The 13347-nt window shown below is 34.7% G+C and carries 14 protein-coding genes and 1 riboswitch; of the genes, 4 read left to right on the top strand and 10 right to left on the bottom strand.

Features of this window, described 5'->3' with window-relative positions:
• Positions 1-172: 172 nt before the first annotated feature.
• Positions 173-1267: a chorismate synthase gene (aroC, locus tag AC1VAQ_RS12765; RefSeq protein WP_302597633.1), complete on the top strand. Its 1095-nt coding sequence runs from the start codon at positions 173-175 to the stop codon at positions 1265-1267.
• A gap of 340 nt (positions 1268-1607) precedes the next feature.
• Positions 1608-1708: riboswitch (THF riboswitch) on the top strand.
• A gap of 71 nt (positions 1709-1779) precedes the next feature.
• Positions 1780-2355 carry a folate family ECF transporter S component gene (locus AC1VAQ_RS12760; protein ID WP_302597632.1) on the top strand — a complete coding sequence of 192 codons (576 nt, stop codon included), beginning with the start codon at positions 1780-1782 and terminating at the stop codon, positions 2353-2355.
• A gap of 212 nt (positions 2356-2567) precedes the next feature.
• Here AC1VAQ_RS12760 and AC1VAQ_RS12755 read toward each other — a convergent pair whose 3' ends face one another.
• The 4 genes from AC1VAQ_RS12755 to AC1VAQ_RS12740 form a co-directional block, all read right to left on the bottom strand.
• The gene (locus tag AC1VAQ_RS12755) at positions 2568-2897 is read right to left on the bottom strand and encodes a hypothetical protein (RefSeq protein WP_479903982.1); all 330 of its coding nucleotides are present in this window, start codon (positions 2895-2897) and stop codon (positions 2568-2570) included.
• 79 nt (positions 2898-2976) lie between these two features.
• Positions 2977-3582, bottom strand: coding sequence for a hypothetical protein (locus AC1VAQ_RS12750; RefSeq protein WP_302597631.1), 606 nt, complete (start codon positions 3580-3582; stop codon positions 2977-2979).
• Between the two features lie 53 nt (positions 3583-3635).
• Positions 3636-4808, bottom strand: a complete 1173-nt coding sequence (fliB, locus tag AC1VAQ_RS12745) for a flagellin lysine-N-methylase (protein ID WP_302597630.1) — start codon at positions 4806-4808, stop codon at positions 3636-3638.
• 61 nt (positions 4809-4869) lie between these two features.
• Positions 4870-5076: a hypothetical protein gene (locus AC1VAQ_RS12740; RefSeq protein WP_302597629.1), complete on the bottom strand. Its 207-nt coding sequence runs from the start codon at positions 5074-5076 to the stop codon at positions 4870-4872.
• Positions 5077-5212: 136 nt separating this feature from the next.
• On the opposite strand from AC1VAQ_RS12740, the gene AC1VAQ_RS12735 reads away from it, so the two are divergent.
• Positions 5213-6034, top strand: a complete 822-nt coding sequence (locus tag AC1VAQ_RS12735; RefSeq protein ID WP_302597628.1) for a hypothetical protein — start codon at positions 5213-5215, stop codon at positions 6032-6034.
• 267 nt (positions 6035-6301) lie between these two features.
• A complete protein-coding gene (locus AC1VAQ_RS12730; protein ID WP_302597627.1) occupies positions 6302-7114 on the top strand; it encodes a hypothetical protein in 813 nt (270 codons plus the stop codon).
• Between the two features lie 16 nt (positions 7115-7130).
• Here AC1VAQ_RS12730 and AC1VAQ_RS12725 read toward each other — a convergent pair whose 3' ends face one another.
• From AC1VAQ_RS12725 to AC1VAQ_RS12700, 6 genes are all read right to left on the bottom strand, one after another.
• Complete coding sequence (locus AC1VAQ_RS12725) at positions 7131-7877, bottom strand: acyl-[acyl-carrier-protein] thioesterase (RefSeq protein ID WP_302597625.1); 747 nt, start codon at positions 7875-7877, stop codon at positions 7131-7133.
• Positions 7878-7916: 39 nt separating this feature from the next.
• On the bottom strand, positions 7917-8939 hold the full coding sequence (gene queA, locus AC1VAQ_RS12720; RefSeq protein ID WP_302597623.1) for a tRNA preQ1(34) S-adenosylmethionine ribosyltransferase-isomerase QueA: 1023 nt from the start codon (positions 8937-8939) through the stop codon (positions 7917-7919).
• A 241-nt stretch (positions 8940-9180) separates the two neighbouring features.
• Positions 9181-9618 (bottom strand): hypothetical protein, encoded by a 438-nt coding sequence (locus AC1VAQ_RS12715; protein WP_302597622.1) that lies wholly within the window; start codon positions 9616-9618, stop codon positions 9181-9183.
• A 19-nt stretch (positions 9619-9637) separates the two neighbouring features.
• Positions 9638-11446, bottom strand: a complete 1809-nt coding sequence (locus AC1VAQ_RS12710) for a pyruvate formate lyase family protein (protein WP_302597620.1) — start codon at positions 11444-11446, stop codon at positions 9638-9640.
• 196 nt (positions 11447-11642) lie between these two features.
• Positions 11643-12398: a hypothetical protein gene (locus AC1VAQ_RS12705; RefSeq protein ID WP_302597619.1), complete on the bottom strand. Its 756-nt coding sequence runs from the start codon at positions 12396-12398 to the stop codon at positions 11643-11645.
• A 9-nt stretch (positions 12399-12407) separates the two neighbouring features.
• On the bottom strand, positions 12408-13124 hold the full coding sequence (locus AC1VAQ_RS12700) for a DUF5058 family protein (protein WP_302597618.1): 717 nt from the start codon (positions 13122-13124) through the stop codon (positions 12408-12410).
• Between the last annotated feature and the right edge of the window lie 223 nt (positions 13125-13347).

The raw sequence follows: 13347 nt of genomic DNA, 5'->3' as shown, positions 1-13347 counted from the left end.
TATTTTTAACATTTTTCTAATACCTACTAACAGTACTTACTAACATCTATGTTATTATAATACTTTTATTATGAACATTTATTATTATTATAAACACTTCTCATTGAAGATTTATAGGGGATTGTGTTAAAATTATCTTTATTTACTATTATTTTAAGAAAGGAGCATTTATATGTCTGGTTCAATTTTCGGTAAAATATTTCGAGTTTCTACCTTTGGTGAATCCCATGGCTCTGCCTTAGGAGTTACCATTGACGGTTGCCCCTCTAATATACCGATTTCATTAGAAGATATTATGAAGAATATGGATAGGAGAAAGCCTGGCAATGGGCAAATTGGGACAACGCGCAAAGAAGATGACCTTGTTGAAATACTCTCTGGCACTTTTGAAGGCGTTACGACTGGTACGCCTATTGCTCTCCTTATTCGCAATACCAATCAAAAATCTCATGATTATAGCAATATAAAAGATGTTTACCGTCCTTCCCATGCAGATTATACATTTGATCAAAAATATGGCATTAGAGATTATCGTGGAGGTGGCCGTTCTTCTGGCCGTGAGACAGCTGCTAGAGTAGCTGCTGGCGCTGTAGCTAAGCGCTTCCTTGCAGAACTTGGTATTTCTGTTACGGCTTACACCCGCTCTATAGGCCCTATTGAAGTAAGCGAGGATGATTTCAACCTTCTAGAGGCTAGAGAAAATCCTGTAAACATGCCAAGCAATAAAACAGCAGAAAAAGCTCTTGATTTCATTGCACAAATGCGTAGTCAAAAAGATTCCGTTGGTGGTAGTGTAGAATGTATCATTAGCGGCGTTCCTGCTGGCATCGGTGAAACAGTCTTTGACAAACTTGATGCCTCCCTAGCTTATGCAATCATGGGAATCGGTGGTGTCAAAGCTTTCGAAGTTGGTAGTGGCATAGAAGCCTCTAAGCTTTTAGGTTCACAGTATAACGATGCCTTTTGCATCAAAGATGGCAAAGTAAGTAAAACAACCAATCATTCTGGCGGCATCTTAGGCGGCATGTCCGATGGTAGTGACATTTTCTTTAAAGCGCACTTTAAACCAACGCCTTCTATTGCTCAAATGCAGCACACCATCACTAAAAATTTAGAAGAAACAACTATTGAAATCACAGGACGCCATGATCCTGTCATCGTGCCTCGTGCCGTAGTTGTCGTAGAATCTATGGCAGCTATTGCCCTTGCAGATCTTATTCTCTGCAACCTTGGGTCAAATATGAATAATATCTTAAAGTTAACTTAAACTTATTGATGCTAAAGGAGTGTTATGAAATATTCATCTTATTTCATAACACTCCTTTAAAATTAATCTGCATGAAAATGATTAAACAGCCAGCACTTATACCCTAAAAAAATTAATGGTGAAGAATATATGTTCCTTCAGTGGAAATCAGGACTATATATTCAGCATACTAGAAACACCTTATTATTATATACTCCAAAAAGTTTATGGATAATATGCAATAAATTCTGCCTTATTATCAATTAATTATTTTAAAATAAACAAAATTATTCATTTTTAATTAATTTTTATAATTTTATGGTTTATTTTAATCATTTATCTGCTATAATAAACTGGCATACGCAGAGTAGGTGAATTTACGTTAAGTGTCCATTAGACGGGGAGTTGCTAACGGAACGAAAAGTTTTTAAGCTTGCGATTTATTCACCGCATCCCGCTGTTACATCTTCAAGAATTGGTAGTAGTTACCTATAGATCTTGTACAGCAAATTTTAGACAAGGAGGTATCTGCTATGAACAATAAATTATTTTCAAATCTTAAAGATTCTTTTGTAGGCTCTTATAAAGAACTTACAAACACCCGCTCTTTAACGGGTCTTTCTATGCTCATCGCTTTAAGCGTTGTAGTTTCTTATGTCACTAGTTTTCAAATCACCCCAACACTTAAAATCGGTATTGGTTTCCTAGTCACAGCTCTTATGGGCATGTTCTATGGTCCAGTTGCTGCCGGTATTGGAAATGGTCTTGCCAACCTCATTAAATTCTTCTTGAAACCAACAGGTCCGTTTTTCCTAGGCTACACCGTCACAGCTATTTTAGGTGGTATAATTTATGGTCTCTTCTTCTACAAAGGCAAATGCAACATCTGGCGTACTATCTCTGCTAAAACCTGTATTAACATTTTCCTTAACGTTTGCCTAAATACTTACTGGGGCGCCCTTCTCTACGGTGATGCCATCAGTGCCATCATAGGACCACGTTTCATTAAGAATATTTCATTACTTCCATTTGAAATTATCTTACTCTACATCGTCCTCATGGCTACCAAAACACTTTTATCAAAAACAAAACTACGCATCGCACACTAATGGTACATGATCTTTACTGACCATTATCCTCATATAGATTTCACATTTATAAATTTTAGTCATTCATAGTTTTGAGCCATGTAAAATCATTGGGAGAAACCTATTTACCTACATGCATATTTCAAGGTTTTAGTTGGTTTCTCTATACTTGTAACTGTTATCTTAAATATTCTTGCATTAAAAAAGACGTACCAAAATTAGGAACGTCTTTTTTAATGTAATGAAACAACTACCAGCTCTAGTCTATTATTGACTCTAAATGGGAAAGTACTATTGCCAATGCCTCTACTTACTATCATAGCTGTTTCATTTTCTACAAACTTACCACTTGTATATTTAGGTAATAAGCCTTGATTTGGTGCAACAAGTCCTCCAATTAAAGGCAGCCTTATCTGCCCGCCATGTGCATGTCCCGTAAGCACTAAGTCCATCTCCTCTTTCACATAGGTTTCAAATAGTTCAGGTCGATGTGCTAATAATATATTAAAAGTACTTTTATCATATTCCAACGCACTCAATTCTGCCGTTCCTTTAATATTCAAGCTTAAACTATCACAAATTGCGGAGAGTGCAGCTAGTCACTAGTGGATGCCCCTGCGGACCTTTCCACCTATCTCACTATTATCTCTTTATCTTAATAATTTTATAACGATGCTCTTCTTCCACAACTTTAATTCTAAATGCTTTACGAATCCCTTCCATACTTCTTATTTGATTAATAAGTCTTACATTCTGAGTATCAACGATACGTTCAATCATAGGATAGATATCCTTTTTCTCACTATCTGTAAGTCTTGATTTGAAACAGTAAGTATTGATTGTTTTTAAAGTATCTAAAATCTGTTGTTCTCTAATTTTAGTTTGGTCTGCAAGTACCCATGTGTATTCTTTTGTTTTAACACTACTCTCATAAGTTTGTTTGAAGAAAGTGATAAAAGCATTATCTTTTGTAGCACTTACTTTTGCAAACTTACCAAGTTTAAGTTTGAGTTCATTTTTGAGGTAAACAATTGTATTAGCTTTAACTGTTTCACTCATTGCCATAATGTTATTTTCGATGAATTCATATACTTCTTTAATCTGCTCTTCATCTAATGCACCACTTTTACTAAGTTCACGCATTTTATCCATGTATTCTAAAATATTCTTTTTTGTATTAAGTGTTTTCCCTTCGCCTACTTTTTCAAAGATTTCTTCTGCTGTACAGCCTTGTAATTGTTGTTCCATATTAACTCCTTTTTAGCACTGCTTTAAATGTTAGTGCTTTGTATTTTTATCATTTACTGCTTAGATGCTTTTTCAAGCTTAAGTAACTTATACATATAAATTTCATTGTGGTCAAAAACTTTTGAAAACGCCTGAATAAATGCCACCACTTCATGTGCATCTATTTTTTCTTTGACATTTCCCATAGCAATTAAATGGGTAAAAATAAGATGCTTATAAATTTCAAGCTTTGTTAAGCTTTCTAATACATTTTCACCATCTAATGGTACTAGGCGCTCAAATATATAGTTTGCAAAATAATTTTCTAAAATATAGCCATGTGTCTTCATAAAAGGCTCCAAATAATTTTTTTCTCCTTTTTCAAGACACACTTTAGCAGCCCTTAAGTCATCTTTTTCTACTAAATTTAAACCTTCAAGCAAGTCATTATAGCTATTTTCATAAAAGGTTGAAGGCCATTTCTTCTCGCAACGTAAAACTTTTAGCTTCATGACAAGCGCTAGTGCTTTGTTTTTCCATTTATCTTTAAAAGGATGATTTAAAGAAGCTGGTAGCTTATCTAAGTCCTTATATGCTACTAAAAGGTTTTGTATTTCTTTTACACTTTGTTTACGGCTTACACTATCTAACTTAAGCAGAAAGTCTTCAACATCACTAAATCGCTCAAAGAAGCACTTATTTCTATTCTGAATAAGCCCCATTAATATACTACGAATCTCTAATAAATAGTCTTGCCATTTTTGAGGTTTCTTTTCGTTTATAGGCAGTTTTCCACTTACTTTATAATGATTGGGTGCTTCTACTCCTTCAAGCTTAAAGCCCGCTTCATTTAATAAAATCATTCTTGCTGCTTCTGGACAAGAAAGGGCAATAGAATATTCCACATGCTCGCCTACCTCATTAAAAGTACGCGGAAACAATGTACATGTTTCACTTAAGTAACTTTCACCTAGCTGGGTGAAAATATCACACCAGCCTTCTTTTGATAAAAAGGCACAACGATTGTTTTTGAGTTTAATCTTAGCTGCATGTTCCACAGATGCACCCTTTGCAACTAATTCTTTATCAAAGCGTTTTTTCATCACTGGATCTTTGACTTTTTTATACTTTTTAAAAGTTGCCTCATCAATGCCAATGTACCACCCTGCACAACACGTATCCTCACAAGCTGCACCTATACATTTAAAGTCCTTTATTTGGCCTGGCCCTATCACTTTACCTTTCATAAAACTTTCTCCTCCTAAGAAAAGGGGCTGTAATAGCCCCTTATATAAACCTAAATGCTTTTTATAAACCTTGGTAAGATTCTTTAGTTGCTTCTAATTCTTCATAGTCAAATTTCTTTGCAAGGTAACTTACTTGGTCGACACGTCTTAGAGATTTACTAAGCTGCTCTTCAAATCTCTCAATTTCCCTTGTTTCATCCGTCGGGATACGGCTTAATCTTCTACGGATACTTAAAATATCTTTAATTAATGTTTCTTTACTGCTCATTATTTATCTCCTTGTACTGTTGGTATTAAGATTTTATCATAAACCATCTATAATTTATACGCTAATGTGTTAAACTTTTGATATATTGTAACAATACTATTGATGATTATATTTCGTATCATAAGGGGGCTTTATCTTGTCCTTAAAAAAATATAGCTTATTAATCATTGTTTTTTGCCTTACAGCTTCTTTTTATATCACGGTGCATAATGCATTTTATACCCCTAGCGTGAATGCCATAGATCTTTCTCCTATTCTTACAAAGAGCACGCTTACAGATGAAGATTATGCCCTTATTTATACGCAAACTGGCATTGCAAAGCCCCTTACACAGGAACTTCAAACCATGCCTCATTTTACAGAAAAAATGCTAAAATTTCAAGCTAACTATCTCAAGAAGAAAAAAGTACGTTGGCTATATATATTTCCTGTCACCTTCGAAGAACGACTCATTGACCAAAATGGCTTAGATACAATCGGTTTTGAACTTGGTCCTTATCACAATGGCTATATTCTATTTACTAAGGCGGCTCATTCTGCCTTCTGGCATCATGGCCACTGTGGCCTTGTCGTTGATGAAGCCCATGGCAAAACATTAGAAGCTATTCATATGGGCTCTGGCTGTGCACTTCAAAACATTAGCAAATGGCAGTATTATCCTACATTTAAGATGATGCGTTTAAAAAATACCTCCTTAGAACAATTAAATCGCATCTCTCATACGGCCTATGCAAACCTTCAAAGTGCTACCTATCATTTATTAGCTCAAAAAGATTCAGATTCCTCACTGATTCCTACAAAAACACAATGTGCACTTTTAATATGGCAAGCTTTTTATCAGTTTGGCTATGATTTAGATGCACAAGATGGTCTTTTTGTCACCCCTAAAAGTTTGGCTAGTAGCCCTCTTTTAGAAGTACTACAAATTTATGGTTTTAATCCAGAAAAGGTTTGGTAATCTATGCAGTTATTACACACTAAAAAACATTTTCTTCTCTTTATTGGTATCCTATCCATACTTGTACTTACACGGGGATTTCTTTTTTGTAATCCCCATACGACGCCACTGCTTACGCCACTTATTAATCTACTTACACCTAAGCAAATGGAGCTTCTTGATATAAACCTCTACTATAGTGATCAAAATTATGTACGCTGCTATGCTTTAAAGAATGATCATCTTACCCTGGTTCCCACAAGATTCGCCAGTTATACAGAGGGTTTTATGCCACGCAAGCAACAACAGTCCATTTTACAAACAATTAATACCCAGATAACGCCTCATATCCCTTTAAATTATTTTTATAATTATTATAAGGATGCAGATTACGAGATTATAGCGCCTATAGGCAACTTATCTCAGATTTACTTTATTGATCAAGCTACGCATACAGTAAGATTTCCAAAGGACACTATTCTACCACTTGAAAAGTTTTATCTTAATCATGTTGTACGAAAAAACACTGTCTATTATTTATTAGGGGATATTGTAGGAGAATATATGGGGATATGCTATATAGTAGATGCTGCAAGTCTTCAGGTAATAGATTCTATTCAATTTCAGACATCTCCTCTTACCATTTATAAGGAACAGTCAAGTTTAAATGCTGAAGGGCACATCTTTTTTACGACTCAAGAAGGCGTCATACACATTGATATGACACATACTTCCAAAGAATTTATCAAACTTGATTTCACCCCTTCATTTCTTGTATCTCAAGGACTTCAAACAATAGCTTTACATTTAAATAACAGCAACTTAAAGTATGCGCAGTTAGATATGTCTCTTGACAGGCCTATCGCTTCTGGTCAGCTTCCTCTTCCTGAAGACAATCTGTTACTCATTAAGGCTACATTGCAAAATGAGTTTCTAACATTACTTACTTTTTCGCCAACCCATCCTTCTTATGCAAACTATCTGCTTATTTATGACCTTTCTTCTAACCAGCTCATCTACTGCTGCGCCCTACAAGATTCAAGTCCTTATATGGCCTTAGACTTTCAGTGTAGAAAAAAACAGCCGCATACTAACTATTAGTAGTGCGGCTATTTTTTTATTCCTCTCGTGCTTTAAGTGTCATATAGGCTGTGAAATAATTTGTCTTGCCATCTATGCTCATTCCTGCTACAAGATAGCCTTCATCTTCAGCATTTCCTATAACAACCTCAACCTCATCCTGATACATCACAGAAGTATTATAATTAATCTGCAAAGTTTCAACTGCTTTTTCTTTATGTGTTTCTAATGGCAGCATATCTAAAATCCATTTAATATATTGTGTATTATTCATATGCCCATTTACATCAATCTCTGAATAACGTGCTTTGCGTCTTTCTCTTGCAATAATATTTTCCGGTAGTGCCAGTTTATCTAGCTGCTCTCCTTCATATTTGAAATTAAGCACTTCAAAAACAGGTTCTTTTGCCGTAATACGTGTAGGGCGTTTTTTAGCTGTATCAATTAAAATATAATCACCAATAATATGGCCTATAGGCTGATTGTTTTCATCTCTAATATCAAAAAGCCTTACTGCAAATAACTTATCACAGCCTCCAGGATAAGTTGTTAAGCTAAACTTATCCTGCCATTTGATGCTTTTATGAAGTACATACTTTACTCTTGATAAAACCCAATAATACTTAGGTTCTGTTCCATTTTTGTAGTAATCAAATCCAAGCTCTGTTGCATGATGGGCAGCAATATTTTGCATATACTTTGCCATACCTATTAAGCTCATATGACTAGAAAAATCTATATCATCTATTTCTACTTCGTATGTTTCTTTTAATTGTACTTTCATCTTTCTCTCCCTAATTTCACTTCGATTTAATAAATATATCTATTTAATAAACATTGCATCTCCAAAACTAAAGAAACGATATCCCTCTTTTACTGCTTCATTATAAGCTGCAAGTACATGTTCTTTACCAGCTAGGGCACTTACAAGCATAATAAGTGTAGATTCTGGTAAGTGGAAATTTGTAATAAGGGCATCAATACATTTAAAGGTATAACCTGGATAAATAAAGATATTTGTCCAACCGCTACCAGCCTTAATCATACCGTTTGCATCTGCATTAGATTCTAATGTACGTGTACTTGTTGTACCTACTGGAATAATTCTGCCACCAGCTGCTTTTGTTTCATTAATAATTTTAGCATCATCTTCTTCAATGATATAAAACTCTGAGTGCATCTCATGCTCTAAGACATCTTCTACCTTAACAGGTCTGAATGTACCAAGCCCTACGTGAAGTGTAACATAAGCAATTTTTACACCCTTTGCTTCAATCTTAGCTAAAAGTTCCTTGGTAAAGTGAAGACCGGCTGTCGGTGCAGCTGCACTTCCTTCATTTTTAGAATAAACTGTCTGATAACGCTCTTTATCCTCTAACTTCTCATGAATGTAAGGTGGAAGTGGCATTTCCCCTAGTCTATCTAATACTTCTTCAAAGATTCCTTCATAATCAAAGCTTACAATACGTTTACCATCTTCAATGATTTCTTCTACAGTAGCCGTTAAAAGGCCTTCACCAAAGATAATCTGATCGCCAATCTTAGCCTTTTTACCTGGTTTTACAAGTACTTCCCAACGTTTCTCATCTTTACGTGTAAGAAGTAAGAATTCTACCTTACCGCCTGAAGGACGTGCACCAAATAAACGCGCCGGAATAACTCGTGTGTTATTAAGTACTAAGCAATCCCCTTCATTAAGATAATCGATAATATCATAAAAATGCTGGTGTTTTGTTTCACCTGTTACCTTATCTAGCACCATAAGTCTAGAAGTTGTACGATCTTTAAGTGGTACTTGTGCAATCTGTGATTCTGGTAAGTCAAAGTAAAAATCTGATGTTTTCATAACGCTCTCCTATATGTTTATATACCCTTTGTCCCTACAATAAGCTTTCATCATACTTATCGGATCATTTTGTGGTATTTATTTTCTAGTAAATATGACATTACGTCCCTGTCATTTGCTAAAATCTACTATAAATAATAGCATTTCCCCCTATAACTATCAAGCCATAAAAAAAGAGGGAATTAAATTACTAAATAAGGGAACCTGAAATAAATTGAAACATTTCAGATTCCCTCATTATTTAACTTATAAGTGCTTCTCGTGCCATAAAGGTAAATCTTCTTATATAATTAATATTACCTTTATAACTAATATCATTGCTCTGAAGTATATCCTCATACTCCTTATCTTCCCCTAGCAAAAATTTATAAAGTCCCTTTTCATCTTTAAATGCTACCTTAAAGTCAGGTTCTCCTTTTAGTTCTTTTTGAGAGAGCATTAATTTTCCTCTTTTAAAATACACCACATCATATTTTCCTTCCCCCTCAAAAACATAAGTCGCCGAAAAATTTTCTATGCTTTTTCTATAGGCCTCATCCTTAGAAGACTTTAAATACATCACCTCTAACAGATTCTTAAAAAAAGCTTCTTTACCTTTTTCATTTAATGCCGCTAAAAGCTTTTCTTGTTTTTTAGTTAATAATCTTCTTCCCATCAGTACTTCTAAAAATTTACTCATAGACTCTCCCCCCTAAGCCCTATTGCATATTCAAAAAGTACCTACCGCCTCGTGAATTACTGTAGCCCTTTAGTAAATCTTGTAAAAAAGCACTTAGCCATTTTTTATGTTTTAGCACTACTTCTGTACTTATATTAATATTAAGTACATCCATCTTATATACCTCGGCTTTTTTTAAACTTCTTATAGCAAGCCGTCTATTCTCCGCCTTATCTATATTCTGTGCAACATAAGCTAATAGCTTTACCACTTCTTCACACTCATTGTATCTTATAGCAATATCTGCATAAATACTTCCACCAGCTATAATATCTTCTCCTCTTTCCATACATCCTCTAAAGAATAATGATGCAAATGGCCATTGTAGCCTTTCTATTGCCACCTGATCTGCTGCTTCTAAACATGCTATACTTCTTTCAACTAACCACGCCCCTTGCTTCTTAAAGGCCTCTATAAAATCTAACATACACTCAAAATTCTCCGCTTCTCCAGTTAAAGGCCCCCATTGTCTCCCTCCTGTCATCTGTTGTCTCCCATTATTTATGGCTAAACTCAATATCTTTTTCAAATCAATACTTAACTTTTGACATCCTTCATAACTTAATCCAGGTATACCTAAGATTCCCCCTACTAGTCCAACATAGTTTCGGCTATTTTTTAAGCTTATTCCTTTTCCTACCAGCCATTTAATACACGCCATATCTTCTTGTAAGACCACTCTTTCTCCTACACATTCACTCACTCTACTCATATAGCTTGGTTCATTCTTTTCTCTATGTACTCTGGCTGTTATGATAGGGAATTCTCCTTTTAAACTACTTATAACCCTTAAAAACAAATAAGTCACTGCATTTATCCCATCTTCACCTAAGGCATTAATACCACCTATCGTTATACCTATACTGTTCTCCTTCTTATCTCTTTCGCTATAATATAGCTTCAGACATAACTCCTTAACCAGTATAAGTGCTTCCTCCTCTGTAATCCTTCCTTCTAGCAAATCTCTTTCATAGTAAGGCTGTAATATTTGGTCAAGTCGTCCTAAACTCATCCCTTTAAGATCACACTCTGCCCCCATAGCAATCACTGAAAACCATATACTCTGCACTGCCTGGTCAAAACTTTTAGCACCTTGAAAGGGGATCTCCTCACAATTTCTTGCCATCTTTAAATAAATTTGCTTTTGTAATTCATCAGTAGCTTTTTCACTTAGCCCCCTTGCATGTTCTCCTAAATGCTTTACATACTCTAAAAGTCCCTCTCCAATAGCCTTTACACTTTCATAAAACACTACTTGTGCCTTCGCCTCTGCCAGCAAATGTTCCTCCAAGGCTGGCATTTTCGTTCTAATTGCCACTGCCTTGTCATTAGCTTCCTTTAATAACTTGATAAGGCCCTCATCTAATAGTCTCTTAAAATCGGGCACAAAACCTCTATATACACTTATTTCACAAAACCCTTGATCTTTAAATGCCTTAAGCTGCTTTACTTCTTTGCATTTCTCATCATAATATGTTGTAAAATCTCGCTCCATCCAGTAAGGAAAAATCTGCTCATTTAGCAGCTGTACTTCTCCAGCTGTAAGCTCCTGCCTTCTCAAATTACGCCAAATAGACAAGTCACCTATTTCAGGATACAAGTGCGTTCCCCATTTTTTATACGTCATTGTCCCTGCCAATAAGTTATTTTCAAGCACTACCGGTGTCCTATGACTTAAATAATACCCTACAGCCTTTGCAAACTTTAATTTTTCACTTTCCTCACTTTCTTTATTTGTTTCTAAATACGTCGTTATATATTTAGCACGCTCAATACACCAATTACTCATCTTAATCCCCCCTAAAACGCAAAGCCGCCTTTACTTGAAATATCTTCCAATCTTATAATCATTTCTATTATAGAATAATCTATCAAAAAATTCTATTTAATATACCACATGCATCATTAATAAGAATAAATTAAACGGTTATTTATATAAAAAATCGGTATTACTGAATAACGCCGTAATACCGATTTTTATGTATTCAAACTTCTTCTTGGTCCTCTACTTTAATAATTCCCTTTTTCCACATAATACGTGATGAAATAATAGCGATTGGCAACATAAAGAGAATTAGAAAACCAATCATACCAAATAAAGATATTCCGGCAAAAAAGCGAGCAACTAATGCCAAAATCGTAACAATAATCAGTACGGGTACTACACCCATAACCCCATTTTTTACAACCTTTTTGCCTGATTTTGTACTTGCAAATAAGCCTAATGTCAACGAACCAAATAAGGCTGGAATTAAATAATTAGAAGCTGTTTTAACGGCTGGTAATTCAAAGATTGGACTAATCCATGTACTCATTAAAGCTGCTAATGCAATAATCAGTACTGTCATAATAGAACATACTGCAACGGCAACAGATGCAATTGCTTCACCCTCTGGTGAATTAGCTTCTTTATTTGCAAGTTTCATGGCATTTACTGCACATGGTAGTTTTAAATTCATAATATTCCCCGTAATAAAGGTCAAATACGAAGAAGACCCTAAAATTGGTGTATAGCTAATAGCTTCTGAAAAACCAACTGGAATATAAATCATTAAAATACTAATGGTGCTAAGATTAAACACTTCCTCAAATTTAGGCATACAATCATAATATCTAAGGACAATAAATGGTAAAGCAATCATATAAACTAAAGCAATTACAGTGCCTATTCGCCCCCATTTATGACACCAAATTTGAAAGGAGTCTGTGATTTGAATTTTACCTTTTTCTTGACGCATCATATTAACCTCCTAAAAAATCTTTGTCCATAAAAGAGAAGAAATCATTCCACCAATCATAGAAACCGCCATAATAAATTCCCCAAGCCACTTAAGCTTTGGCTTTTTAGAAAGCCCCCCAAGGATAAGGGCAATTACAAGGCCTGTCAGCATAACAGCTGCTTGAATGGTATCTCCAATTAATAACACTGGAATATATACTGCGAATAAACATAGCATAAACGTCCCACTTAATACATATTTCCAGCTACTTGCACTTTCTGACTTATTAACGCTCATAGCAAGCTTTTTACCAAAAGGAATGAGGATTAAGAAACCACTTAACATCCCAACACTCATTAAAATCATCACAATGCCAAACTGCTGCCCTGTAGCTTGTTCAAGCATTTGCGCACTTGTCTCAAAATGTAAAGCTGAAGCCACACTACTTGAAATCATCGTTTCATAAGATAATGACCCAATCACTGAAAGGCGCCACCAACTCCATACAGTTCCCAATACAGGTATAATGGCAAACAAACCAACTACTACTGACAAACTTGGTACAATAGAAAATACAAGGCTAGACTTAATTACCTTATGTACAGTCTCTTTTGAAATACCTAGTTCTAAACAATGTTTATAAGCCTTTCTTAAATAAGCAAGTGAAAACCCTATTATATAAAGAAGTCCAACAATAACTAAACCAACTAATAATGGGCTCGTAATCATTTCTTTCATTGATATCATATAAAATCTCCCCCAACTTACTATTGATGCTCTTCTAAGTAATATATTACTGCTATTTTAAAAGTTCACTTCCTCTCCTATAATTTTTCTTAGGAGCATTCTTTTGTTTTTGAAAAATAATATAATATATTTTATTTTATAAATTATATAATTTCAAGTTTTAAAATTAAATATATTTAATCTTTTTTTTGATTTCTAAAAGAAAAGGGAGCATCTGAATTAA

Source organism: Cellulosilyticum sp. (assembly GCF_982396655.1).
This window is presented reverse-complemented; position numbering and strand designations above follow the sequence as displayed.